Genomic DNA, 23,526 nt, shown 5'->3' with positions numbered 1-23,526 from the left:
TGATCAGTTGCGGGACGCGTGGGTCGACCGCTGTGTGAGGCACCGTACCGCCCTTAGGCTGCGACGACCTCGCGCTCGATCTCGAAGGAAAACCGTCGACGGCGCAGGCCTGAAGAGATATTCGAGAGACGCTGGTCGGAGCTACCGGCCGTCACAGCGCGCGACGTCGCATGCCTCAGGCTGCGCTCGCCAGCCCCAGCATGGGCAACGGCAGCGCGCGGGTCGCATGCGCCTGGCTCAGCAGGTCGCTGGCCATCTCCAGGCACGAACCGCAGTTGGAACCACAGCCGGTGCGCATGGTCAGCTCGGCCAGGCTGGCGCAGCCACTCTGGGCCGCTTCGCGGATCTGGTGGTCGGTGACCCCATTACAGATGCAGACGTACACGGTATCGGTCGGGTGCTGGCGATCCGGAGAGGACCGGGACTGATTGCACCGCAAACGAGAATAGGTGTCAATTCCAAACGTTAATCATTATTAATCCGCACCGTGCGAGCCCCGCTGCGCTTACGCGGACGCTTGCGTGGGCTGTCGTGCCCTGCTGCGCTGCTGCCTGGCAACCACGCCTCCAGCGCACGCTCGGGCATCACACCGACAGCGGCTGGCCCCGCCAGGTTCTGCGCCAGTGGCGCCAGATGGCGCAGCGCACGCGCGTAGACGCCGCGCTTGAACATCACCACATGCTCGACCGGATACCAGAAATCCACCCAGCGCCAGTGGTCGAACTCCGGGGTATCGGTATGGTCGAGCTTGAGGTGGGATTCTTCGCCAGTGAATTGCAGCAGGAACCAGACCTGCTTCTGGCCGATACACACCTGGCGTTCGTTGCGGCGCACCGCCCGGCTGGGCAGGCGATAGCGTAGCCATCCAGGGGTGGCGCCGAGCACGGACACATGCTCGGGCAACAACCCGGTTTCTTCGCGCAACTCGCGGTACATGGCTTCGACGGGTGTCTCGTCGGTATTCATGCCACCTTGCGGGAACTGCCAGCCGTCCCTGCGCACACGTCGTGCCCAGAACACCTGACCGTCTTGCCGCATCAGCACGATGCCAACGTTTGGCCGGAAGCCGTCCGGATCGATCACGATGCGGACTCCTGAAAATCTACTGTCACCGACTCTGCCACGGCGACGGCCAGCTCACAAGCTGAAAACGAAATGCTTGACAACACACGGGCACGTAGTGAGAATTGCCGGCTCCCTAGGCTATGTAGCTCAGCCGGTTAGAGCACAGCACTCATAATGCTGGGGTCGGTGGTTCGAGTCCACCCATAGCCACCAAGGTATTCATGCGCACACTGGCATGCGATAATCTTGGCCCAACACGTTTTATTGCCCCGTCGCCAAGCGGTAAGGCACCTGACTCTGACTCAGGCATCGGTGGTTCGAATCCATCCGGGGCAGCCAAACACAAAAGGTCCGATCGAAAGATCGGGCCTTTTTTGTTGCCTGATGATTTTCAGGCTAGCGAAATTTACACACCCCAAAACGACAAAAGCCCGGCATGGCCGGGCTTTTGAAGCAGGCGCCCCGGCGAGCCGGGACGCAGCAAACGCGATGGATCAGCGCTTGGAGAACTGGGTCGCGCGACGGGCCTTGTGCAGACCGACCTTCTTACGCTCGACTTCGCGGGCGTCACGGGTCATGAAGCCAGCCTTGCGCAGCTCGGACTTCAGGGTTTCGTCGTATTCGACCAGCGCACGGGCGATGCCCAGACGGATCGCACCGGCCTGGCCGGTGGTGCCGCCGCCCGAAGCGGTGACCAGGATGTCGAAGCTTTCGGTGTTCTTGGTCAGCTCAAGCGGCTGACGCACGATCATGCGCGCAGTTTCGCGACCGAAGAACTTGTCCAACGGCAGGCCGTTGACCGAGATGTTGCCGGTACCCTTGCGCAGGAACACGCGAGCGGTGGAGGACTTGCGGCGACCGGTGCCGTAGTTTTGCGTGATAGCCATGATTAGATATCCAGAACTTGCGGCTGCTGAGCGGCGTGCGGATGCTCGGCACCCGAATAGACCTTGAGCTTGCGGTACATGGTGCGGCCCAGGGGACCCTTCGGCAGCATGCCCTTGACGGCGATTTCGATCACGCGCTCCGGGTGGCGCTGCAGCGCCTGCTCCAGGCTCTCGGTCTTCAAGTTACCGATGTAGCCGGTGAAGCGGTGATACTTCTTGTCTTTCAGCTTGTTGCCCGTGACCACGATCTTTTCGGCATTGATCACCACGAGGTAATCGCCAGTATCGACGTGAGGGGTATAGATCGGCTTGTGCTTACCGCGCAGGCGGCTAGCCAGTTCGGTGCAGAGACGGCCAAGCGTCTTGCCGGCGGCGTCAACGAGATACCAGTCGCGCTGGACGGTCTCGGACTTGGCGGTGAACGTAGTCATGAGGAAGCTCTTGAGTAGTCGGGCGGATTGCAGCGGTAATGACCGCTGGAACTTTGCCACGCGTTGTGAAGGCGAAACAGAAGAGGCGGGATTGTACGGGACGCCCCGCGGCGGCGCAAGTCGCCCCACCGGCCGGCGCTGGGCGGTTGGCAGCGCGCCGGCCGGGGGCCAGAATCGCCGGATGACCCAGACCTCTTCATTCCGACTGCATAGCCCGCTCGACCGGCTCCTGGTCGAAGCCCAACGCGCGCTGGACACGGTGTTCGGCAACCCGCCCGCCGAGCGACCCAATCCAGCCGCCGACACGCCCGACATCGCGCTTGAACCAGACCAACGCCGGCATGCGGCCGGGCTGATGCGCATCAACCATGTCGGCGAGGTCTGCGCGCAAGGCCTGTATTTCGGCCAGGCGGCGGTCGCCCGCGATGCCCACACCCAGCAACACTTACTGGAAGCGGCGCAGGAAGAAACCGACCATCTGGCCTGGTGTGCCGACCGTCTGCACGAACTGGACAGCCGCCCCAGCCTGTTCAACCCGCTCTGGTACGCCGGCAGCTACGCCCTCGGCGCACTGGCCGGATTGCGCGGCGACGACTGGAGCCTGGGCTTCGTGGTCGAGACCGAGCGCCAGGTCGAAGCCCATCTGGACGAGCACCTGGAAACCCTGCCCGCGATCGACCAGCGCAGTCGCGCCATCCTGCGCGTGATGAAGATCGACGAAGCACGCCACGCCGATCAGGCCGAACAGGCCGGCGCCCGCATCCTGCCGCCGCCGATTCCCAGCGCCATGGCACTGGCCTCCAAGCTCATGAAGACCATCGCCTACCGCTTTTAGGCGGTTCGTTTTAGGCGAGCTTCAAGCCAATCACACCGGCAACGATCAGGCCGATGCACGCCAGTCGCGGCCACGACGCGCTATCGCCGAACAACGCGATGCCCGCGATGGTGACGCCCACTGCGCCAATGCCGGTCCAGATCGCGTAACCGGTTCCCACCGGGATGGTCTTCAGTGCCTGCGTCAACAACCACAGGCTGATGGCTGCCAGGCCGACCGTCAGCACGGTCGGCCACAGGCGCGTAAAACCGTCGCTGTACTTCAGGCCCATGGCAAAGCCGATTTCGAACAGGCCGGCCAACAACAGATAGATCCAGGGCATCGCATCACTCCTCACTAGAAAACGGGCAAAAAAAAAGCGACCCAGTGTTTGCACACTGGGCCGCCGTCGGCTGTGGAACGCGAGGTCATCGCGTGGCGGGCCGTCCCGCCTTGCATCTTGCGCGCGCTTGCAAACAAGCACGCAACAGGTCGAATCCTGCGCTTATTCGCTCAGGTTACGCCCGTGGAACAGCTCTTCGATCTCACGCTTCAACAGCGTTTCGATCTTCATGCGCTCCTTGAACGAGAGGTTCTTGGCGCGCTCTTCGAACAGGTACTGATCGAGATCGAAATCCTTCAGGTGCATCTTCGTGTGGAAGATATTTTCCTGATAGACATTGACGTCGAACATCTCGTAACGCGACTTCACGTTCTTGGCCATGAAGTGCTGGATCGAGTTGATCTTGTGGTCGATGTAGTGCTTCTTGCCCTTTACATCGCGGGTGAAGCCACGGACACGGTAGTCCATGATCACGATGTCCGATTCCAGACTCTCGATCAGGTAGTTCAGCGCCTTCAACGGCGAGATCACACCGCACGTGGCGACGTCGATATCGGCGCGGAATGTCGCGATGCCTTCCTGCGGATGCGTCTCGGGATATGTATGGACAGTGATATGACTCTTGTCCATATGAGCAACCACGGCTTCAGGAATCAATTCCTTGCCGGCCTGCTTTTTGTCGATGACGGGCTCTTCCGAGATGAGGATCGTCACCGACGCGCCCTGCGGATCGTAGTCCTGACGTGCGATATTGAGGATGTTGGCGCCAATGATCTCGGCCACGTCGGTCAGGATCTGCGTCAGACGGTCCGCGTCGTACTGCTCATCGATATACTCGATGTAGCGCTGACGCTCCTCTTCAGTACGCGCATAACAGACGTCGTAGATGTTGAAGCTCAACGCCTTGGTGAGGTTGTTGAACCCCTGTAGCCTCAGGCGAGGCAACGGCTTGACCACGTCGGTCTGTCCTTATGGAAGGCGGGAAAGGAGTCAATTATGAGCCAAAGATCCCAGCAACGAAATGCCGACGTTGAGAATGGTTTACCTTGCATGACTCATGCCGTTAAGCTTCAGGAATTACACGCGGAACTACCATGAGCCCAGGAAACACGACGGTTGTCACCACGACGGTACGTAACGCTACCCCTTATCTGGCACTGGACGCTGGCACGATTGAGCGTTTTCTGGCGCACAGCCACCGCAGGCGCTATCCGACCCGGACCGATGTGTTCCGGCCAGGAGACCCGGCCGGCACCCTCTATTACGTTGTCAGCGGCTCGGTCAGCATCATCGCCGAGGAAGATGACGATCGTGAGTTGGTGCTGGGCTACTTCGGCAGTGGCGAGTTCGTCGGCGAGATGGGGTTGTTCATCGAATCCGATACGCGCGAGGTGATCTTGCGCACCCGCACCCAATGCGAACTGGCGGAAATCAGCTACGAGCGGCTGCAGCAACTGTTCCAGACCAGTCTGTCACCGGATGCGCCCCGCATCCTGTACGCGATTGGCGTTCAGCTCTCAAAGCGATTGCTCGATACCACAAGGAAAGCCAGTCGCCTGGCATTCCTGGACGTGACCGACCGTATCGTGCGTACGCTGCACGATCTGTCCAAGGAGCCTGAAGCGATGAGCCATCCGCAGGGCACCCAGCTGCGCGTTTCGCGGCAGGAGTTGGCACGCCTTGTCGGTTGCTCGCGCGAAATGGCCGGGCGCGTGCTCAAGAAACTGCAAGCCGATGGTCTGTTGCATGCACGCGGCAAGACCGTCGTGCTGTACGGCACGCGCTAAGCGGTTGTGGTCGCGGTTGGTGCAACATCGCACCGACCGCCGTTTGAGCCGCATGTCGCAAGACATGCGGACTGATGCAGTCAGGCGCTTTCCGCTGTCGATTGCCGGGCGTGTCAGGCGCTACAGCGCCTTGCCACCGCGGTCGCGGCAGCCCCAGTTGAGGATCGGTGTGCCCGCAGGCAGCACCTGACGGAACAGTGCTTCGCGATTGGCTTTGGGGTTGACCACCACCGGTGCGCGCGCGGCCTTCAACAACGGCAGATCGGCCGTGCTGTCCGAATAGGCGATGGCGATGTCGGCATAGCCGCGCTCGCGCAGCATGCGCATCTTTTCTTCGTTGTGGCAGTGGCGCCGCGCGGTGACCGCACCCAGGCGTGGGCCGACCAGGCTGCCGATCACCGGCACGTCCTGATGCGCGACGAAGCCGAGAATCGCACGTGCCAGTTCCGGCGGTGCGCCGGTGGCGACCACGACCCGATCGCCTGCGGCGCGATGGTCGGTGAACACCTTCAACGCATGCGGCAGCAAGCGCTGCCGGATCTGCGCTTCATGCTTGAGCACGTACGCATCGATGAAGCGATTGAATTCGCGCGTGCGATGCAGGCCGAAGGTGGCGATCCACACATAGCCGGAGACACCGCGCCTGCGGGTCGGCAGCATCGCCACCATCGGGCCGAGAATTGGCGAAGCCAACAAGGCCACCAGCAGACGCAACGGGTTGCGTTTGATCAGCCAGGCAAACAGATGGCTGCCGGAATCGCCGTCGTACAGCGTGTGGTCGAAATCGAAGACCACCAGCGGGGCGTCGTCGCGCGGTGCGGGATACGACTCAGTCATGCGCAAAGAATAGCTGACGCAGCGACTCGCCGGGTTCGGGCGCGCGCATGAAGGTCTCGCCGACCAGAAACGCGTTCACATCGTGGCTGCGCATCAACTGCACATCGGCCGGAGTGACGATGCCGCTCTCGGTGACCAGGATGCGATCGCGCGGCACCGCGGCGCGCATGTCCAGCGTGGTCTGCAACGAGACCTCGAAGGTACGCAGGTTGCGGTTGTTGATGCCCACCAACGGCACCGGCACCTGCACGGCGCGCTCGAGCTCGTCGATGTCGTGCACTTCCACCAATACGTCAAGACCGAGTTGCATGGCCAGGCCGGAGAGATCGGCCAGCTGCGCGTCTTCCAGCGCCGACACGATCAGCAGGATGCAGTCGGCACCGAGCACGCGCGCTTCGTAGACCTGATAGGGGTCGACAGTGAAGTCCTTGCGCAGCACCGGCAGTGTGCAGGCCTCGCGCGCTTGCTGAAGATACGCATCGGCGCCCTGGAAGAAATCCATGTCGGTGAGCACCGACAGGCAACTGGCGCCACCGAACTCGTAACTGACGGCGATGTCGGCCGGATGAAAATCGGGCCGGATCACGCCTTTGGACGGGCTGGCCTTCTTCACTTCGGCGATCACGGCCGGGTCGCCGGCGGCGATGCTGGCCTGCATGGCAGCAGCAAAGCCGCGTGTGAGCGGCAGGTCGGCGCTGCGCGCGATCAGCTCGGCCAGCGGCACGCGTGCACTGCGCTCGGCGATTTCTTCGGCCTTGCGGGCAAGGATGGTGTTGAGGATATCGCTCATCGTATCGGGTCCTGGCGGGCGGGCATTATCGGTCAACACGGCCGCAACTGAACTGGCCGCACGCCAGTGCACAGCATGCCAGCGGCAGCGTGACGATGCCGGCCAGCGATTGCCGGTTTCTCGGGGCAGGAACACCGGCGTGGTGACATCGCAGACGTGCGGAGTGCGGACACTGTATGGATCAGGACTGCGCAGCAGCCTGACGGGTGAAGGCGACATAGGCATCCAGTTTGGCGCGCGCCGAGCCATCGGCCAGCACCGCACGCGCACGCACCACGCCTGCGGCGATGCTGTCGGTCACACCGGCCACATACAGGGCCGCGCCGGCGTTGAGCGCCACGATGTCCAGCGCCGGGCCGGGCACGTTGTCCAGCACCTGCAACAGCATCGTGCGCGATTGCGCAGCATCGGCCACCTTGAGGTTGCGGCTGGCCGACATGGCGATGCCGAAATCCTCCGGATGCACTTCGTATTCGCGCACCTGGCCATCGCGCAGCTCGCCGACCAAGGTGCCGGCCCCGAGCGAGAGTTCGTCCATGCCATCGCGGCCCCACACCACCAGCGCGCGCTCGGCGCCGAGCTCCTGCAGCACGCGCGCCTGGATGCCGACCAGATCCGGATGGAACACGCCCATCAGGATGTTCGGCGAACCCGCCGGGTTGGTGAGCGGGCCGAGGATATTGAAGATGGTGCGCACACCCATTTCGCGACGTACCGGCGCCACCATTTTCATCGCCGGGTGATGCACCGGCGCGTACATGAAGCCGATGCCGGTCTGCGCCAACGAGGCGGCGACCTGTTCGGGCTGCAGTTCGATCACTGCGCCCAACGCTTCCAGCGCGTCGGCACTGCCGGACTTGGACGAGACGCTGCGGTTGCCGTGCTTGGCGACCTTGGCACCGCCGGCCGCAGCCACAAACATCGCGCAGGTGGAGATGTTAAAGGTGTGCGAGCCATCGCCGCCGGTGCCGACAATGTCGACCATGTGCTGGCGGTCGCTCACTTCCACGCGGCGCGAGAACTCGCGCATGACGGTGGCCGCACCGGCGATTTCGCCGATGGTTTCCTTCTTGACCCGCAGCCCGGTGAGGATGGCGGCAACCATCATGTCGGAGACCTCGCCGCGCATGATCTGCCGCATCAACTCGACCATTTCGTCATGGAAGATTTCGCGGTGTTCGATGGTGCGCTGCAGGGCTTCTTGCGGGGTGATCGGCATGGGGGAGAGGACCGTGGAAAAACGTGGGAGAACTACGAGAGGACTGTGGATCGATCAGGCGTGGAGAGACATGCCAGCGTCGGTGCAATGCCACGCAGCGATGTTGCAGGCGACGCTCATTGACCGGGACGCCGCATGCGGAAACGCGCCTGGGCCTGCACTTCGAAATAATCGGCGGCACCGCCGGCGCGCAGGATCGTCTGCACGGCAGCGGGATCGTAGATGCCGTCCTGCAGCGCCGCGTGCGCCAGATGCACACCCACCACTTCACCCAGGACCAGCCAGGTTTCGATGGCCTGCCCGCTTGCGCTCTGCAGCGGCAGCAACTGGCTGAGCCGACATTCGAAACTCACCGGGCTTGCCGCCACACGCGGCGCATCAATCAGGCGCGAAGCTGCCATCTGCAAGCCGGCCAGTGCGAACTCGTCCACCTCCGAGGGCACCATCGCCGCGCTGGCATTCATGGCCTCGGCCAACGGACGCGTGGCCAGATTCCAGGTGAATTCACCGGTGGCCTCGATATTGCGCAGGCTGTCCTTGCGACCGATGCTGGCAAAGCCGACGATCGGCGGCACGTAGTTGAACGCGTTGAAGAAGCTGTAAGGCGCCAGATTGGCGATGCCGTCGGCGCTGCGCGACCCGATCCAGCCGATCGGTCGCGGGCCGACGATGGCGTTGAACGGATCGTGCGGCAGCCCGTGGCCCTGACTTGGTTCGTAGAAGTGGACGTTGTCGCCAGTGGTGCTCATCGTGATCCGGATGCAGGCGTTGAAGAAACGAAACGGCGAACCATCTCTGCCATGCAGGACAGGTGATTGCGGGCATCGCATGCATGCGCAGCTGGTGCATCGACGTTGCTGAAGACTGCATCGACAACTGCCGTATAGACGCCGGCGACGTGCGCAGTGCGCATTTCGGTCAGCGCTCCAGGAAGTTTTTCAGCAAGGTATGACCGTGCTGGGTCAGGATCGATTCGGGATGGAACTGCACGCCTTCGACCGGAAACTGGCGATGGCGCAGGCCCATGATCTCTTCCATCGAGCCATCCGGATTCTCGGTCCAGGCGGTGACTTCCAGCGCTTCGGGCAAGGTGGTCTTGTCCACCACCAGCGAGTGGTAGCGCGTGGCCTCGTAGCTGTCCGGCAGGCCGGCGAACACGCCCTTGCCCTGGTGGCGGATCGGCGAGGTCTTGCCATGCATGATGTTGCCGGCGCGGATCACATCGCCGCCATAGACCTGACCGATGCTCTGGTGGCCCAGACAGACGCCCAGGATCGGCGTGGTCTGGCCCAGCTGCTCGATCAGCTGCAGCGAGACACCGGCCTCGTTGGGCGTGCGCGGACCGGGCGAGATCACGATGCGCTCCGGCTTGAGCGCGGCGATCTGATCGACGCTCATCGCATCGTTGCGCACCACCGTGACCTCCGCGCCCAGGGCCTGCAGGTACTGCACGAGGTTGTAGGTGAAGCTGTCGTAGTTATCGAGCATCAGTAACATTTCAGGCCTATCTTCTTGTTTTTAAACGGGACATCGCCCGAAACCGTCCATTGATACCCGCCCTGACACCCTCGAACCTGTGTGGTACCCAAGCGACTGGGAAGCGAGCAACGCCAAAGCATATCTTCGCACGGGCTCGCTGCTGCGTTCCCGGGCGATTTGCTTCCCCGCTCATAGGTGAGTTCCCGCCACGCACCCAGCGCGGCGGGCAGTCGGCCTTGATACGCCGATGCAGACCAGATCGTCACTCGAGCGCCGTCTGACGCCCGCTTCCCAATGCACCGCCCTGCTTCGTGAAACCACCACGTCGCAGGGCGGCGTTGGGGCGACACAAGGTGTCAGGCCACCAATGCGAGCGCTGGTTTTCCATTGATGCTGCGTGAGCTGCTCTCAACACTCTCCACCAATGCGGTTGCTTGATCTTCGAGTGCACGGGCGGACGATGCCATGGTGTCAACCAGCACTGAATTCTGCTGCGTCGCTGCGTCCATCTGGGCAATGGTTTGATTGATCTGCTCGATCCCGGCACTTTGCTCGTGGCTGGCCGCCGCGATCTCACCCATGATGTCGTTGACTTGTTTCACCGACGCCAGCAGCTCCTCCATGGCTTTGCCCGCCACGTTGACCTGCTCCGCCCCCTGCCCCACCTTCGCGCCGGAATCGGCGATCAGATCGCGAATTTCCTTTGCGGCCGTGGTGCAGCGCTGAGCGAGGCTGCGCACTTCGGAGGCCACCACCGCAAACCCACGCCCCTGCTCTCCCGCACGCGCCGCTTCCACGGCTGCATTCAAGGCGAGGATATTGGTCTGGAACGCGATGCCGTCGATGACGGTGATGATTTCCCCAATCTTCCGCGACGATGTCTGGATCGCTGACATCGTGCTGACGACACCATTGACCAATTGCCCACCACGCAGGGCCGTCTCTGCAGCGCTACTGGCAAGCGCATTGGCCTGGCGCGCGCCGTCAGCATTCTTGCGCACGATGCTGGTCATTTCTTCCATGGAGCTTGCGGTCTCCTCGAGCGCGGCTGCCTGCTGCTCGGTACGCCGCGACAGGTCATCGTTGCTGCGCACGATGTCTCCTGCCGCGTTGCTGAGTGTGTTTGCCACTTCGCCCAGCTGACGTCCGGCCTCCACGTCCATCAACGCGCCCACCGCGCGCAGCGGGGTGCCGTCTGCCGCACGTTTGGTCAGGCCGCGTGCCCGAAACCATCGATACTGGCCGTTCTTGAGCTGCAGGCGGTACTCGATATCGAAGTTGGTGCGGCCACTGCGGTCGTTCAAGTGCGCAGCGAAGGCGTTCAACGACCGCGTCTTGTCTTCCGGATGAAGCCGTGACGCCCAGCTGTCCAATACATTGGGAAATTCTTGCTCGGACTCAAAGCCCAGCAAGTGGCGGAACTGCTGTGACCACCAGAACTCGTTGCTGGGATTGATCGGGTCACCGGCGATGACACTCATGTCCCACAAGCCATCGCTCAGCATCTGCGAGCCGAGCTCAAAGCGCGTCAGTGTGATGTCGAGAAACTGCTCTCGGTCACGGCGCTCGGTGATGTCGGTGAGGGCACCCGCCACCCGAAGCGGCAAGCCTTGCGCGTCGCGCTCGGTGGTGCCGAATGCACGGAACCAGCGGTATTGGCCCGACTTCAGACGCAGACGGTTCTCGACGTCATAGGGGGTCCGGCCACTGCTGTCCGCAAGATGCGCCGCGAAGGCGTCTAGCGTCGGCTGCTTGTCATCCGGGTGCAGGCAGGCAACCCAGCTGTCCAGCACATTGGGGAACTCCTGCTCGGAGGAGAAGCCCAACAGAGCGCGCATCTGGGGCGACCACCACACCGGGCTGTCAGGATGCGTGGGGTCTCCATTGATGACGCCGATATCCCAAAGGCCGTCTGTGGTGCTGTTGGCAACCAGTTCAAAGCGTCCTTCCAGTTGACGCAGTGCAGCCGCCGCATCAGCCGCCTGGACTTTCGCCAGGTCACGCTCCTGTTGGGCGGCACACAAGCGCTCTGCCATCTTCTTGAGAAGCAGGGCGGGACCGTTGCTCGGCCACTGCGCGGTGCCCCCCTGCAATGTGGCTTCAATCGCCTTGGTCAACGCCTCGACCTTGTGACCGTCGGAGAAAAACATGGCGACCTCTGCCGTTTGGTTAGGAACTGGCGCTAACGGCAGTGATCGGCATTTCTTGAGGCCAGAATTAGGTAAGGGCGATGCGGCTGCCGTGCCGTTCAGGTAACAACCAACTTCCGTGTAGCGCGTCGCTGTCACGGCATCAGCGAAAGATTGAGCAGGTCGTTCCATGGAGAAGCCTTACCCACCAGGTGCAATGCCTGTCTTGGGTAGGGAATGCGTTGAAGCCGTCCGATCTTGCGCTGCCGTTCATCGGCGACATCGAGACGTTGATTCGTGCCGCTGCGCTGGCGCCAACACCATTTCGCATCCAACGATGCTGCCAGGTTGGCGGCAGGGCTACAAAGACCGTGACGTCATCCGCCGTCGGCGCAACGTCGCGCGTTCGGTCATTCGATCTTCCTCTGCTCTTGTCCGGTGATTCCCATGAAGCTGTCGTTCCAACGCCCTGCGTCGTCCTCGATCGCGCTGTTGGCCGTGCTGGCAACCCTGACCGGCTGCGGCAAGCCGGACACACCAGCGCCGCCTGCACAGACCAAATCGGCAGCCACTCCTGCCAGCGCCGGCATTGCCTGGCGCGAGGGCGACGTTGATGGCGCCTTCGCCGAGGCCAAGGCAAGCGGCAAGCCGCTCATGCTGTATTGGGGCGCCGTCTGGTGCCCACCGTGCAACCAGCTTCAGGCCACCTTGTTCAAGGATCCCGCCTTTATTGAATTGACGCGCAAATTTGTGGCGGTGCATCTGGACGTGGACCTTGCAGATGCCCAGAAGTGGGGCGATCAATTCAACGTCAAGGGATATCCAACCATCATCGTGCTGCGCCCGGATCGCAGCCTGATCACGCGCCTGGCCGGCTACAGCGACAATGCCCGCCTGGCCGACGCCTTGCAGGTGGCTGCCACGCAGACCATGACCTCGGAGCAGTTGCTCGACCGGGCGTTGAAGACCCCGAAGGAATTGCGCGCAGACGACTGGACCTTGCTGGCCGGCTACGAGTGGTGGGGCATGGCGCGCGAGCCGTCGAAAACGCGCAGTGCAAGCGATGTGCTTGGGCATTTGGCCGCCTCGGCACCGCAGCCTGCGTTGCAGCGCAGATTCGCGCTGCTGGCGCTGTCCATCGCAACAACGCCACCGGTTGCCAGCCCGGCGCACCTGGCATTGCTGAAGGCGGTTTTGGCCGATCCGTCGGAGGTGCGCGCAAACCGCACCGAGCTGAGTCGTTTTGCCCCACGCCTGGTGATGGCGTCCACCAGCGACCCAGGCGAGCGCGCGGCGCTGTCCTTGGCGCTGAATCAGGCGCTGGAGAAGGTCTATGCCGACGCCACCCTGCCGATCGTGGACCGGATGATCACCGCCTCCACGCAGATCGATCTCGCTCGCCTGGCACAGGGTCAAACCCCGGGTAGCGAGCCGAAGAAGCCGCAACTACCGCTGCCGGCAGCGGTGCTCGACACCGTTCGCCAGCGCGTGCAATGGGCGGTGCAGACGGCCAAGACCGATGAGGAACGACAGTCCGTCATCACCGGAGCCGCGGGACTACTGGACGATACAGGTGATACCGCCGGTGCAGAACAACTGCTGCTGGGCGAGCTGACGCGTAGCAAGACGCCCAATCACTACATGCAGTTCCTCGCCGATCTGGCCGAAGAACGCAACGACCCCAAGACAGCGCTGACGTGGTTGAAAAAGTCCTACGAAGGTTCCCAAGGCCCCGTCATGCGTGTGGAGTCGGCGCTGCGGTATGCCAATGGGGTGATCCGGCTCAGCCCCCAGGACACCGCTGCCATCGAATCTGCCACTGCACAGGTGATCGGCGAGTTGGCAGGCCAGCCGGATCGATACGGTCGACGTAACCTTCAAAACCTCAAGGCACTTGGTACTTCGCTCAAGACTTGGAGCACGCAGCATCATCGGGAAGGCAGCGCGGTGCTGGCGCGGCTGCAGCAGAAAATGCAGGCCAGTTGCGACGGCAAGAACACCAGCGGGTGCAGCAGCTGGCTGAGCTGAAAGGAAAATGCCCGGCCCTGTGGCCGGGCGTTATGCCGTGTGCATCGATTGGACCTCGACCGACCAGCTTCACGACCTCATCCCCAAATCGCTGCTTGAGCTGGCTGGGCTGCTTGCCCGAACCAAGCCGCGTCTCAAGTGTGGTCGTCGCTGCGCGCACGACGCTGTCTTCGGGTAGACGAAGACACGCCCAACAACAGACACATTTCATCCGCACAACGACTGACATATTCCGTTGGGGAATGATCATTTCGCAATTGAAGCGTTGCGCGTTTCCGGCTTGATGGCATTTTCAAGTCACTGACGACGACAACGTATGCCACACAAGGTGGCCATGAATGCCAGGGCACGCCTGAGCACTTCGATTGCACGCTGAGTAATTCGCACTGTATTTGTCCGGACCGTTGATGACGGCACGTGCGCCAGACCGTGTCTGGGTGCCGCACGTGGAGCGCGTTGTCGCGTCGATCGACGCGTCGCCCGGCCACCAGCGACCCCGGCGCTGCAATCGAGGCTGGCAACGCCATGCGTCCGTCGAACGATGTGCCGGCCGTCAACGCCGTACGTCAGCAGCCCTGCAAGCCCGGGCGGCAGCACGCCGCCTTTCCCACCACAGCGAGGACATGCCGTGACGAAGATCCCTTCAGCCAGTGCTTCCCAGCCAGCGCGATCGACGAATGCAGACGTCGTGATCGACATACCGCAGCCACAACAGCACAGTGCGGCGCCGACGCCGCCAGCGAACCCTGCACTGTCGCGCCTGGCTCCCAGACCGTCCCGACGACGCGACAACCCGGAACGCAACACAGGGTCTGGCAGCGCTGCCGACAGAAACCAGCACACCGGTGAGAGCCCGTTACTGCATGCCGCGGACGCGTCGATCCTGCACGAAGAAGAGAGCAGCAGCGAGCGCTTCCACAGCACCAGAAATTTCCTGGAACCGTTCGATACGCCTCCAATCTTTCACGAACAACCGGCCCCGCCGGTGCACACATCTGCAACGACCACCGCACCTGCGGCAGAAGCCAGCACAAGCACAACCGCCGAGCGGCTGGGCGCGCTGGCTGCATCGATCGGAACCGGCGCAGTGCGTGGCGTACGCACCGTCCTCGGACCGACCGCCGCCGCGGTGGCGGCTGCAGCGCGCGGCGTAATACCGATCAGTGTCGACAAGCAATACCTGGGCGCTGCGCTGGGGCATCTGGTGCACCAGGCCAGCTCGGTGGGACCGACCACCTTCGCGCGTGAGTTGCTGGGCGAAGGATTGTTTGCCGTTCTTCGCCAGCTTCCGCCCGAAGCGGTCGTCGCCATGCAGGCAGTCTCCGGCACGCTGCAGATGGCGCTGCATACGCTGCGAAGCAACCGCGAGAACCGCAATCCAGATGCGGCTGCGCGAGGCTTCCACAATCTCAGTCTCGAACAGTGGGATGCATTGTCCGACGACGAACGCACTCACAAGAAAACCGAGCAGCAACATTACTCGGATCTGGTCACCCGGCTCGCGCTGGCCGGCATCGTGAGCAACATCGCCGTGGGTGCGGCCGGCAAGTCAGCGGGCCAACCGGAGACGGCGGCCAGGCTGCTGGCCAGCGATCTGAAGATCGCCGCTTATGCCGCAGCGCGCGACACCATCCAGGCAACCTTCAAGATGGTGGGAATGCGCGACCCCAACCGCTCCAATGGCGGCATCAGCGATCCGCATATCACCAGCGCCGGCAGGTTTTACGGCATGGCAAACGTCCTGACCAATCTGGCATCCAACGAGCTGGCATCGCCGGACTTTGCAGCGGCCCGGCAGCGCTGGGCCGGCCTGCACTCGCCTTTCACCCAAGGTGAGGCGACCAGCGTCATCTTGCGTCAATCGGCGGTAAACACCGCCTTGAATGTCGGCCTGGAGACGCTGGACTGGATCAACGTCACCCAGCACGAAGCCGACGAAGCCGGGACGCAGCAGATCTGGGAACCCGAGTGGAAGGGCAAGCGCGAGGATTATGAGCGGGTCATGGATCATTCGGTCGCACGCACGGCCGCCATCAATTCCAATATCGCGCTTGGTACCGCCATCAACATGATTGGCGCGTGGCTCGGGTTGTCGCCCACACGCAGCGGATTGCTCTCCAATACGGTGTCCGGCGTGGTCGCCGGCATGCAATACAAGACCATCGGCGCCACCTGGCAAGCCGAAGCGGCCGTTCGCGCAGCCGAGGCGCCTCGCTCGCAGGTTGAGTAAGCACAGCGATCAAAACCACCGCACCCGCCACCAGGCGGGCGCGGCTGGCTTGATGCCATGTGCTACACCACACGCGCTCCCGCGATCACAGCAGCGTTACTCGGCAACCACGCCGCGCTTGGTCAGAATCGCGTGGATGGCATGCGCATATTTATCGCGCTCGGCCGGCGTTTCGGAATGATAGGCGCCCACGGCGGCCCAGGTATTTCCATATTTATTGGTCATCTCGCGCAGCCGCCAGGCGGCGACATACACGCTGACGCACGGCTGCATCAACGCGTCCCTGGAGATGCCGTAACTGGAAAGACGCCGCAGATGGATCGAATTGATCTGCATCTTTCCATAATCGATCGTGCCGTTGTTGTTGCGATGGATCGCGTCGGCACGGCCACGTGATTCCTGCCATGCAATGGCACGCAGCACCCATGGATTGACATGTTGATAGCCGGCGGCTTCTTCAAAACAGTCTGCGCGTGCGAGCGGCGCGGCGCACAGCAACGCCGCCGCAATCAACACGCGTCGCCGAGGGGCGGCAGCATGCCGGGGCTGGAGCGCGCACCATCGCGCGCCTACGCGCATGTTTCTCGAAAGCGTGGCGCAAAGCAGTTGACGCCAGACATCCGTGCCGTGCACAGACGCACACGTGGTCGGCGTATCGGTCTCTTTCATGTCTGTCACCTGATCGTCGTTCATTCCAGCAACGTAGCGGAGTGGACGCACACCCCCGGCTGGTCCGACGCTCCGCTCGATCGCGACACCATAACGGCGCTGCGCATCCGCATGCACACGCTGGACGAAGCGTCTATGACGTAAACGAAATCACAACACGCAGCGTTGCAACACAGCTGTTTTCCAGGGGTTTCCCTGAATTTTCCGCAGGCACGTTCGCAAGCAAAAGCGCACCTTCGCGTCCTAGCAGATGCACCGCCGTTGCCTCTTCTACTTTGCGCTCGGGGCAGCGCAGCGTCCCCGTTGCGATCTTGCCGTTGCAGCTTTCCGGCAATCCGCGATGTATCCAGTTCAACCACATGAGACGGGAATCACCATGGACTCTATCGGGAACAACTTTTCGAATATCAGCAATCTGCAGACGATGGGCATCGGGCCTCAGCAACACGAGGACTCCAGTCAGCACTCGCCTTCGGCTGGCTCCGAGCAGCAGCTGGATCAGTTGCTCGCCATGTTCATCATGATGATGCTGCAACAGAGCCAGGGCAGCGATGCCAATCAGGAGTGTGGCAACGAACAACCGCAGAACGGTCAACAGGAAGGCCTGAGTCCGTTGACGCAGATGCTGATGCAGATCGTGATGCAGCTGATGCAGAACCAGGGCGGCGCCGGCATGGGCGGTGGCGGTTCGGTTAACAGCAGCCTGGGCGGCAACAGTGTGGGTGGCGGTTTCAACGCCAACCTGTCGAGCATCACCGGCCAAGCTTGATTGGCAATGCGTGCAGGCTGCCGCGCCACGCGGCAGCCTGCACGTTGTCACAGCGTCGGCTACACCCCGAAGCGTTGCTCAGGGCGAGACGATATGCGGGGTCAGCAAGAACAATCGCTGCAGCCGCGAGCCGCTCTTTTGGCGATGCTTGAACAGGTTGCCGACCAGTGGAATCTTGGACAGCCCGGGGACCTTGTTCAGATCGGTCTGATCGGTATCCTGGGCATATCCGGCGATCAGCAGGCTCTGGCCCTCGTTGACGAATGCCTGGGTGGTGATCTCGCTGGAGGTGATGACGGGAATGCCATCGACGGTATTGGCGCCCAACTGCCCGTCTTCGATACGCACATCCAGGCGCATCTGTCCGTTTGGCGAGCCCGGCACCACACTCGGCAATACGCGTAGCGACACACCTGCAGACAGGTTGTAGAGGTCTGCGGCTGCGTAACCGCTGACACGCACGAATGCCTGCTGCTTGTGATCCATCACCGCTTCCACGTTGTCCAGGGTCGCCACCTGCGGGGTGGACACGATCTTGGCCTTGTCGGTCTGCTCGAGCGCCGAGACGCGCGTCATCAGGTAACGCCCTGCATCGCCAAGGACAGCGGTCAACGTCCCGCCCAACGGCGCGGTTGCACCCGCTGCTGCTGCACCGCTCAAGCTGCCGTCGTAGCCAAGCTGGCCACCACGCCCGTCGCCGGTCTGCACATCCACACGCCGGCTGTGGAACCGCCAGTCCACGCCGAGATCCTGCATGGCACCGTCGCGGATCTCGATGATGGTGGCATCGATCTGCAGCAGCTTGGGGCGGTTGTCGAGCTGCTGGATCAAGGTGCCATAGGCGGCCATGCGCTCGGGGCGGTCGCGGATGAGAATGGCATTGGTGCGCGGGTCGGCTTCGATCACCGGCGCGTCGGAAGCCTGCTCGCCGCCGCTGCCGGCGTCCACCGCCAGCGGCGCATCGCGGCGGGCCTGGCTCATCTCCGGCCACACGCTGGCCGGCGCATTGGCGCCACTGCCCGGCAAGGGCGGGCTGACCGGCACGCGATCGGATGGCGAGGCACCGCCGAACCACGACGCAGGCAATCCGAGAATGCCGGTGTTGCCGCCACCGCCATTCTGGCCCTGACCAGTGTTGCCGAAGGTGTTGGACGAACCGCCGCCGATCGGTTGCACCCGCCCGAAATTTGCGCCCGGCCCGGGCAGCGCCGCCGTGGGAGCGCCACGCACGCCGTACATGCTGCGCAACAGGCTGGCCATGCCCGGCACCTGGACATCCTGCCCACCGATGCGGGTGCTGTGATCGGCCGCCTGCGCGTAATGCAGCTGAAATACCTGCACTTCGGTGGCGTCGCGTTGGCGTGCGCCCTGCTCGACCTGCTTGGCGATTGCGGTGACGGTATCCACATAACCCGGCGGGCCGGACACCACCGCCACGTGCGCCGCCTCGTCGTAACGGACCGGAAAGCGCGGATCGTCCAGCCGCATGCGCGCAAGCGCATCGCGCAGCGCACTGGTCGACGCAGCGCCGAGATTCAAGGTTGCATTCTTGGTTTCGTTGGCGCCCCAGATCCTGAGCACGGCACCGTCGTAATACCAGACGAAGCCGAATGTCGCAGACAGATCGTCAAGGAATTTCTGCGGGCTGGCCTCGAACTTGCCACTGAGCGTGCCGGTCACTTCCGGTGAAATCCAGGTGGTGATGGATTGGCTGGCGGACAGGTCGCGCAGCACTTCCTTGAGATCCTTGTGATCGGCGACGTATTTGAAGCTGCGCGAATGCCACGGCACCTGCGCAGCATCGGCATGCGGCGGCAGCAGCGGCAGCAGGCTCAATAGCAACGCGGCGGCCAATGGCGCACGTCGATGGCGGTGAACTGGAGGACAGGCGTATGCCATGGCGTTCCCTCTGCGAGGCAAGTGAAAGAAGTCGATAGGGCTGCGTCTGGCGGGCAGGCGTCAGCCGGGGATTGCGTGCCGGATGCAGCGCCGTGCTGCGTACCGCAGCGTCGAGCAGCACATCGAGGGCGCGTGCGATTCAGTGTAGGCAGCGCACGGCAGGCGATGTCTCAACAATGATCAATTCGCTGCGCCCCCCTTGCCGCCAACGTTCGCGGCATCGTGCAACTGCTGCTGGAAATGGAGGAAGCCGAGAGCGTCACCGGATTGCGCGATGAACACGCTGGTCAACAATGCCAGCAGCAGCAGCGCCAATACCCCACGGATCGGTTGACTCAGATTCGAAGGTTCCAGCTTGTCGGCGGCGCGCGCCACAAAGCCGATGGCCAGATCCACCAGCACCAGTACCAGCATCAACGGTGCGGCCAGCTTGACGATTGCGGTCATCATGCCGTCGGTCTGCTGGATGACGAAGGACTCGGCGACCGCGCCCATGTCCGGCGTGAGCTGGCTCAGCGGCCACCAGCGAAACGATTCGAACAGCGCACCGAGCAGCATCAGCATGCCGCCCAGCGCGTAGAAAGACACGATCGCCAACTGCATCAACACCGTGGAGACCGGCGTGCTCTGCTCACCGCTCAGCGGGTTGGTCATCTGCACGTTGTTGTAGCCGGACACATCGTCGATGAGCAGGCCCACACTCTCGGCAACCCAGAACACCGTGGATGCGGCAAACCCGATCAGCAGGCCGAGGAAGGCTTCCTTGAATACCAGCTCGACCAGGCCGGTCGCTTCGATTCTGGCCAGCGCATCGGCCGGTTGTCCGTAGGCAATGAACGAACTGAGCACATACACCACACCGTTGCGCGCCATTCCGGGAAGGCTGTCCTGCGCCGTTGCCGGCAGCACGAAAAACATCACGAACACGCGCACCCCGCACAGCGCGAGCAGGGTCAGCAGCGACACGCCCTGGGATGACAGCGCCAGCAGTGCGGTGGCGGTGTCGTTCATTGTCCCACTCCGCGCGCGGCACGATGCAACCGCAGCCCGAGCAAGGCGTCGATCGCGTCTTCCTCTTCGGCCGCTTCGCGCTGGGCTTGCCAGGCACGCTGCGCGCGGGCTGCGTTTTCCGCATACACCTGCGCCTGCGCCTGCAGCTTGCTCACTGTCTGTTGCACCGTTGCGGCCTCATCGCGTGCGCTCTGCAACGCCTGCGTCGCTGCGGCCAGCGCCTGCTCTGCGGCGCGGCAGCGCTCTTCCAGCACGGCGCGGAAACGCTGGTGCTGCAGGATCGCCTCGATGCCGATCGGCTCACCCGCGCCGGCCTTGTCGGCCAGCGTGGTATCGAACGCCTCCAGGCGCGTGGTGCAGGCGTTGGCCTCATGACTGCAACTGGCGCGCTCGCGGTCGCACTGCTCGAGCGCCCGTTTGCAGTCGCTGAGGTGCTCCTGCATCCGCTCATGACGGCGCGTCTTCAGTTGCTGCAATGTCGCCCAGGTGTCGGCACGCTCACGCATCGTCGATCACGCCGGCAAGCTGCTCCAGGGTGGCGTCATAGTCGCTGAGCTGATCGGTGGACTGGCTGAGGAAGTCGCGAATCGCATCGATCCTGGCGATCGCCTCGTCGGCGACCGCATCGCTGCCCTGGCGGTACTCGCCGACCTGCAGCAAGGTCTCCACCTCGTTGTACTTGGCCAGCAGGCGGCGCAGCTGGCCGGCGTACTGGCGTTGCTCGGCAGACACGATCTGGCTCATCACCCGGCTCAGGCTCCCCAGCACATCGATGGCCGGGTACTGGTTCTTGGCGGCGATCTCACGCGACAGAATCAGATGGCCATCCAGGATGCCGCGCACCTCTTCGGCGATCGGATCGCTGCCGGTGTCGTCCTCTGCCAGCACGGTGTAAAACGCGGTGATCGAGCCGGTCTCGCCCATGCCGGCACGTTCGAGCAGGCGTGGCAGCTCGGCGAACACCGACGGTGGAAAGCCGCGCCGTGTGGGGGGCTCGCCGGCGGCCAGACCGATCTCGCGTTGCGCGCGGGCAAAGCGTGTCAGCGAGTCCATCATCAGCAGAACGCGCATGCCCTGATCGCGAAAATATTCGGCGATGGCGGTGCCGACATAGGCGGCCTTGGCGCGCTCGATGGAGGAGCGATCGGAGGTTGCGCACACCACCACGCTGCGCGCCAGACCGTCTGGGCCAAGAATCATCTCGATGAATTCACGCACTTCGCGCCCGCGCTCGCCGATCAGCACGATCACGTTGACGTCGCACTGCGTGCCGCGCGCGAACATCCCCATCAAGGTGCTCTTGCCGACGCCGGCTGCGGCGAAAATGCCCATGCGCTGGCCTTCGCCCAGCGTCATCAGGCCATCGACGATGCGCACACCGGTCGGTAGCGGCTGTTCGATCAGGCGCCGGCGCATCGGATCCGGCGCCTGTGCCTGGATCTGCACCCAGCCGTCGCCGGCGAGCGGCCCCTGGCCGTCCGCCGGCTCACCCAGGCCATCAAGCACGCGTCCCAGCAGCGCCTCCCCGACCGGCACCGCCAAGGGGCGCCCCAATCCGATCACGCGCGTCTCGCGTGACAGGCCCACCAGCTCGCCAAACGGCGCCAGCAAGGCGAGATGATGGCTGAAACCCACCACCTCGGCACGTTGCAACAGCGTGCCGTCGCGCTGGCGCAACTCGCACACCTCGCCCAGGCTGACCTGCACCCCGGCGACCTTGAGCATGGTGCCGATCACCTCGACCACCTTGCCGTAGCGACGACCGAAGGCCAGCGCGGCTAGTTCGCGCTCGAGCGTTGCCTCCAGCACCGGCATCTCAGCAGACATCCGGCACCGCCTGTGGCGCGGCCAGGACGCGGCGGATGACCCGCTGGAGGCTGCGCAGCTGATCGCGCAGATCGGTCTCGAACACGCCGGTATCCCATTCGCACACGCAGGCACCCAAGGCCAGCGTCGCATCGCCGCACAGTTCCACCGGCATGGCCCAGCCTGCGGCCGCGGCGGCCGCATCGAAGGCGCGCCGTGCGTCGTCCAGCGCATCGGGATGCACGCTCACCCGCAGCGCTTTCGCCTCGTCCAGGGCGCCGTCCAGCGCCTGTGCGGCGCGCGCGTACAGCGCAGCGGGGTCGTGCCCGTGGAGGACCTGTTCGCAGGCGTGCGCGACGATCTCGGCCAGACGCGCGCGGGCGCGCTGCGCGGCGTCCTCGGCCGCGAAGGCATGCCGCACGCCGCGCTCGTTCCACGCGTCGAGCTGACGGCGCAGCCCGGCGGCATAGCCCAGGCGTGCACTGCGCCCGGCCTTGTCCTGGGCATCCTGGAGGATCGTCTCGGCCTGTTGTTGGGCGTCGTCGATCAGCGCCTGCGCCCGCGTCTGGGCGTCCGCCAGCGTTTGCGCGCATCGCGCGCGCACCTGTGCAGTCGCTGCGTCCAGTTCCAGCACACAGGCCAAGGCCTCGCGTGGGATGACCTCGCAGTCCAGGCCGACTGCCTCCGGTGTGGACCTCAGCCAAAGACGCATGGCAGCTCCGGCAACAAGGTAGGCAGCGCCTGCAGAAACGCAGCGCTCGCGCCATCTGCCGCGATGGGCGCCACCTTGGCAGCACCCAATGGCAAGGACAGCGCCAGCACCTTGGCGATGCAGGGGTCTGGCCAGGCGCCATCGGCCTCCATTCGACGCCAGCCATCGCCGATCCATGCCGCGTGCTCGGCATCGCGCGGCAACAGCGGCACTGTCATGCCGGTGACTGCGCGATGGCGCACATGCTCAAGCACCGCCGGTCCGACACGCTGCTCGAACCAGGTCAGGCGCTCGCGTTCGATACAGCGGCGCAGCGCCAGTGCGCGCGAAAACACTGCGCGGCTCATCAACACCTTGGCGAGCAGATCGGGCGCGAGCACGACCAACCGATTGGCCAGCGGATCCAGCGCCGAAACCTGCATTCGCGAGCATCCCGACCAGGCCTGGATCACGCGCACACGGCGCTGCGCCGGTGCCCGTTCCCAACCCAACGCAACGACCGGACCCAGCCAGTGCGCCACCCGCTCTGCATCCAGCGATTGCGCCAGCACGGACACGGCCGCCGTCCATCGCTGGAGCCACAGTGCCGCGTTGTCGATGCGTGCCTTGTCCATCCGCCGG

Annotated in this window: 25 protein-coding genes and 2 tRNA genes; 7 read left to right on the top strand and 20 right to left on the bottom strand. The window is 63.7% G+C overall.

Features of this window, described 5'->3' with window-relative positions:
* Positions 1–175: 175 nt before the first annotated feature.
* Positions 176–385: a (2Fe-2S)-binding protein gene (locus AC1PLU_RS02930; protein ID WP_006451006.1), complete on the bottom strand. Its 210-nt coding sequence runs from the start codon at positions 383–385 to the stop codon at positions 176–178.
* A gap of 80 nt (positions 386–465) precedes the next feature.
* Positions 466–1,083 carry an RNA pyrophosphohydrolase gene (locus tag AC1PLU_RS02925; protein WP_006451007.1) on the bottom strand — a complete coding sequence of 206 codons (618 nt, stop codon included), beginning with the start codon at positions 1,081–1,083 and terminating at the stop codon, positions 466–468.
* Positions 1,084–1,201: 118 nt separating this feature from the next.
* Here AC1PLU_RS02925 and AC1PLU_RS02920 point away from each other — a divergent pair.
* A tRNA-Met gene (locus AC1PLU_RS02920) sits at positions 1,202–1,278 on the top strand.
* Between the two features lie 52 nt (positions 1,279–1,330).
* Positions 1,331–1,404, top strand: a tRNA-Gln gene (locus AC1PLU_RS02915).
* Positions 1,405–1,559: 155 nt separating this feature from the next.
* On the opposite strand, the gene rpsI is transcribed toward AC1PLU_RS02915, so the two are convergent.
* Together rpsI and rplM are read right to left on the bottom strand one after the other, a co-directional pair.
* Complete coding sequence (rpsI, locus tag AC1PLU_RS02910) at positions 1,560–1,952, bottom strand: 30S ribosomal protein S9 (protein ID WP_006451008.1); 393 nt, start codon at positions 1,950–1,952, stop codon at positions 1,560–1,562.
* Between the two features lie 2 nt (positions 1,953–1,954).
* The gene (gene rplM / locus AC1PLU_RS02905) at positions 1,955–2,383 is read right to left on the bottom strand and encodes a 50S ribosomal protein L13 (protein ID WP_006451009.1); all 429 of its coding nucleotides are present in this window, start codon (positions 2,381–2,383) and stop codon (positions 1,955–1,957) included.
* 181 nt (positions 2,384–2,564) lie between these two features.
* On the opposite strand from rplM, the gene coq7 reads away from it, so the two are divergent.
* On the top strand, positions 2,565–3,218 hold the full coding sequence (gene coq7, locus AC1PLU_RS02900) for a 2-polyprenyl-3-methyl-6-methoxy-1,4-benzoquinone monooxygenase (protein ID WP_176340758.1): 654 nt from the start codon (positions 2,565–2,567) through the stop codon (positions 3,216–3,218).
* Between the two features lie 10 nt (positions 3,219–3,228).
* Here the strand turns inward: coq7 and AC1PLU_RS02895 are convergent, their stop codons facing one another.
* Both AC1PLU_RS02895 and speD read right to left on the bottom strand, forming a co-directional pair.
* On the bottom strand, positions 3,229–3,540 hold the full coding sequence (locus AC1PLU_RS02895) for a DMT family transporter (RefSeq protein WP_023902394.1): 312 nt from the start codon (positions 3,538–3,540) through the stop codon (positions 3,229–3,231).
* Positions 3,541–3,702: 162 nt separating this feature from the next.
* Positions 3,703–4,497, bottom strand: a complete 795-nt coding sequence (gene speD / locus AC1PLU_RS02890) for an adenosylmethionine decarboxylase (RefSeq protein WP_006451012.1) — start codon at positions 4,495–4,497, stop codon at positions 3,703–3,705.
* A 137-nt stretch (positions 4,498–4,634) separates the two neighbouring features.
* Between speD and crp the strand changes: the two genes are divergently transcribed.
* Positions 4,635–5,327: a cAMP-activated global transcriptional regulator CRP gene (gene crp / locus AC1PLU_RS02885; RefSeq protein ID WP_055828153.1), complete on the top strand. Its 693-nt coding sequence runs from the start codon at positions 4,635–4,637 to the stop codon at positions 5,325–5,327.
* A gap of 120 nt (positions 5,328–5,447) precedes the next feature.
* Here crp and AC1PLU_RS02880 read toward each other — a convergent pair whose 3' ends face one another.
* From AC1PLU_RS02880 to AC1PLU_RS02850, 7 genes are all read right to left on the bottom strand, one after another.
* Positions 5,448–6,164 carry a haloacid dehalogenase-like hydrolase gene (locus tag AC1PLU_RS02880; protein WP_104549709.1) on the bottom strand — a complete coding sequence of 239 codons (717 nt, stop codon included), beginning with the start codon at positions 6,162–6,164 and terminating at the stop codon, positions 5,448–5,450.
* On the bottom strand, positions 6,157–6,954 hold the full coding sequence (gene trpC, locus AC1PLU_RS02875; protein WP_481107654.1) for an indole-3-glycerol phosphate synthase TrpC: 798 nt from the start codon (positions 6,952–6,954) through the stop codon (positions 6,157–6,159). The genes AC1PLU_RS02880 and trpC overlap by 8 nt, the downstream gene beginning before the upstream one ends.
* 181 nt (positions 6,955–7,135) lie before the next feature.
* Complete coding sequence (trpD, locus tag AC1PLU_RS02870; protein ID WP_023902390.1) at positions 7,136–8,173, bottom strand: anthranilate phosphoribosyltransferase; 1,038 nt, start codon at positions 8,171–8,173, stop codon at positions 7,136–7,138.
* A gap of 116 nt (positions 8,174–8,289) precedes the next feature.
* Positions 8,290–8,922, bottom strand: a complete 633-nt coding sequence (locus AC1PLU_RS02865) for a flavin reductase family protein (protein WP_115037465.1) — start codon at positions 8,920–8,922, stop codon at positions 8,290–8,292.
* Between the two features lie 169 nt (positions 8,923–9,091).
* Positions 9,092–9,670 carry an anthranilate synthase component II gene (locus AC1PLU_RS02860; protein WP_104549706.1) on the bottom strand — a complete coding sequence of 193 codons (579 nt, stop codon included), beginning with the start codon at positions 9,668–9,670 and terminating at the stop codon, positions 9,092–9,094.
* 338 nt (positions 9,671–10,008) lie between these two features.
* Positions 10,009–11,802 carry a methyl-accepting chemotaxis protein gene (locus AC1PLU_RS02855; protein ID WP_481107653.1) on the bottom strand — a complete coding sequence of 598 codons (1,794 nt, stop codon included), beginning with the start codon at positions 11,800–11,802 and terminating at the stop codon, positions 10,009–10,011.
* A 134-nt stretch (positions 11,803–11,936) separates the two neighbouring features.
* On the bottom strand, positions 11,937–12,116 hold the full coding sequence (locus AC1PLU_RS02850; RefSeq protein ID WP_481107652.1) for a hypothetical protein: 180 nt from the start codon (positions 12,114–12,116) through the stop codon (positions 11,937–11,939).
* A gap of 112 nt (positions 12,117–12,228) precedes the next feature.
* Here AC1PLU_RS02850 and AC1PLU_RS02845 point away from each other — a divergent pair, with 112 nt between their 5' ends.
* Both AC1PLU_RS02845 and AC1PLU_RS02840 read left to right on the top strand, forming a co-directional pair.
* A complete protein-coding gene (locus AC1PLU_RS02845) occupies positions 12,229–13,809 on the top strand; it encodes a thioredoxin family protein (protein ID WP_481107651.1) in 1,581 nt (526 codons plus the stop codon).
* Positions 13,810–14,497: 688 nt separating this feature from the next.
* Entirely contained in the window at positions 14,498–16,039 is a 1,542-nt protein-coding gene (locus tag AC1PLU_RS02840) for a hypothetical protein (RefSeq protein ID WP_481107650.1), read from the top strand.
* 96 nt (positions 16,040–16,135) lie between these two features.
* Here the strand turns inward: AC1PLU_RS02840 and AC1PLU_RS02835 are convergent, their stop codons facing one another.
* Entirely contained in the window at positions 16,136–16,618 is a 483-nt protein-coding gene (locus tag AC1PLU_RS02835) for a lytic transglycosylase domain-containing protein (protein WP_225970192.1), read from the bottom strand.
* 340 nt (positions 16,619–16,958) lie between these two features.
* On the opposite strand from AC1PLU_RS02835, the gene xopA reads away from it, so the two are divergent.
* A complete protein-coding gene (xopA, locus tag AC1PLU_RS02830; protein WP_481107649.1) occupies positions 16,959–17,477 on the top strand; it encodes a XopA/Hpa1 family type III secretion system protein in 519 nt (172 codons plus the stop codon).
* A 78-nt stretch (positions 17,478–17,555) separates the two neighbouring features.
* On the opposite strand, the gene sctC is transcribed toward xopA, so the two are convergent.
* The 6 genes from sctC to AC1PLU_RS02800 form a co-directional block, all read right to left on the bottom strand.
* Positions 17,556–19,376, bottom strand: coding sequence for a type III secretion system outer membrane ring subunit SctC (gene sctC, locus AC1PLU_RS02825; RefSeq protein WP_481107648.1), 1,821 nt, complete (start codon positions 19,374–19,376; stop codon positions 17,556–17,558).
* Between the two features lie 180 nt (positions 19,377–19,556).
* Positions 19,557–20,387 (bottom strand): type III secretion system export apparatus subunit SctT, encoded by an 831-nt coding sequence (gene sctT / locus AC1PLU_RS02820; protein WP_481107647.1) that lies wholly within the window; start codon positions 20,385–20,387, stop codon positions 19,557–19,559.
* Positions 20,384–20,893 (bottom strand): type III secretion protein HrpB7, encoded by a 510-nt coding sequence (locus AC1PLU_RS02815; protein ID WP_481107646.1) that lies wholly within the window; start codon positions 20,891–20,893, stop codon positions 20,384–20,386. Before AC1PLU_RS02815 ends, sctT begins: the two co-directional genes overlap by 4 nt.
* Entirely contained in the window at positions 20,886–22,214 is a 1,329-nt protein-coding gene (gene sctN, locus AC1PLU_RS02810) for a type III secretion system ATPase SctN (protein ID WP_481107645.1), read from the bottom strand. Before sctN ends, AC1PLU_RS02815 begins: the two co-directional genes overlap by 8 nt.
* On the bottom strand, positions 22,204–22,905 hold the full coding sequence (gene sctL, locus AC1PLU_RS02805) for a type III secretion system stator protein SctL (protein WP_481107644.1): 702 nt from the start codon (positions 22,903–22,905) through the stop codon (positions 22,204–22,206). Before sctL ends, sctN begins: the two co-directional genes overlap by 11 nt.
* Complete coding sequence (locus AC1PLU_RS02800; RefSeq protein WP_481107643.1) at positions 22,890–23,519, bottom strand: type III secretion protein HrpB4; 630 nt, start codon at positions 23,517–23,519, stop codon at positions 22,890–22,892. Before AC1PLU_RS02800 ends, sctL begins: the two co-directional genes overlap by 16 nt.
* Positions 23,520–23,526 lie beyond the last annotated feature (7 nt).

Source organism: Xanthomonas sp. NCPPB 2933 (genome assembly GCF_056725225.1).
Note: the sequence above shows the minus strand (reverse complement) of the source record. Positions and strands in the feature narration are given on the sequence as shown.

Excerpts from the sequence above, each read along its gene's own strand:
- rpsI (WP_006451008.1), bottom strand. The coding sequence starts at position 1,952 with ATGGCTATCACGCAAAACTACGGCACCGGTCGCCGCAAGTCCTCCACC.
- rplM (WP_006451009.1), bottom strand. The coding sequence starts at position 2,383 with ATGACTACGTTCACCGCCAAGTCCGAGACCGTCCAGCGCGACTGGTAT.
- coq7 (WP_176340758.1), top strand. The coding sequence starts at position 2,565 with ATGACCCAGACCTCTTCATTCCGACTGCATAGCCCGCTCGACCGGCTC.
- AC1PLU_RS02895 (WP_023902394.1), bottom strand. The coding sequence starts at position 3,540 with ATGCCCTGGATCTATCTGTTGTTGGCCGGCCTGTTCGAAATCGGCTTT.
- crp (WP_055828153.1), top strand. The coding sequence starts at position 4,635 with ATGAGCCCAGGAAACACGACGGTTGTCACCACGACGGTACGTAACGCT.
- AC1PLU_RS02880 (WP_104549709.1), bottom strand. The coding sequence starts at position 6,164 with ATGACTGAGTCGTATCCCGCACCGCGCGACGACGCCCCGCTGGTGGTC.
- trpC (WP_481107654.1), bottom strand. The coding sequence starts at position 6,954 with ATGAGCGATATCCTCAACACCATCCTTGCCCGCAAGGCCGAAGAAATC.
- trpD (WP_023902390.1), bottom strand. The coding sequence starts at position 8,173 with ATGCCGATCACCCCGCAAGAAGCCCTGCAGCGCACCATCGAACACCGC.
- AC1PLU_RS02865 (WP_115037465.1), bottom strand. The coding sequence starts at position 8,922 with ATGAGCACCACTGGCGACAACGTCCACTTCTACGAACCAAGTCAGGGC.
- AC1PLU_RS02860 (WP_104549706.1), bottom strand. The coding sequence starts at position 9,670 with ATGTTACTGATGCTCGATAACTACGACAGCTTCACCTACAACCTCGTG.
- AC1PLU_RS02855 (WP_481107653.1), bottom strand. The coding sequence starts at position 11,802 with ATGTTTTTCTCCGACGGTCACAAGGTCGAGGCGTTGACCAAGGCGATT.
- AC1PLU_RS02845 (WP_481107651.1), top strand. The coding sequence starts at position 12,229 with ATGAAGCTGTCGTTCCAACGCCCTGCGTCGTCCTCGATCGCGCTGTTG.
- AC1PLU_RS02835 (WP_225970192.1), bottom strand. The coding sequence starts at position 16,618 with ATGCGCGTAGGCGCGCGATGGTGCGCGCTCCAGCCCCGGCATGCTGCC.
- xopA (WP_481107649.1), top strand. The coding sequence starts at position 16,959 with ATGCACCGCCGTTGCCTCTTCTACTTTGCGCTCGGGGCAGCGCAGCGT.
- sctC (WP_481107648.1), bottom strand. The coding sequence starts at position 19,376 with ATGGCATACGCCTGTCCTCCAGTTCACCGCCATCGACGTGCGCCATTG.
- sctT (WP_481107647.1), bottom strand. The coding sequence starts at position 20,387 with ATGAACGACACCGCCACCGCACTGCTGGCGCTGTCATCCCAGGGCGTG.
- AC1PLU_RS02815 (WP_481107646.1), bottom strand. The coding sequence starts at position 20,893 with ATGCGTGAGCGTGCCGACACCTGGGCGACATTGCAGCAACTGAAGACG.
- sctN (WP_481107645.1), bottom strand. The coding sequence starts at position 22,214 with ATGTCTGCTGAGATGCCGGTGCTGGAGGCAACGCTCGAGCGCGAACTA.
- sctL (WP_481107644.1), bottom strand. The coding sequence starts at position 22,905 with ATGCGTCTTTGGCTGAGGTCCACACCGGAGGCAGTCGGCCTGGACTGC.
- AC1PLU_RS02800 (WP_481107643.1), bottom strand. The coding sequence starts at position 23,519 with ATGGACAAGGCACGCATCGACAACGCGGCACTGTGGCTCCAGCGATGG.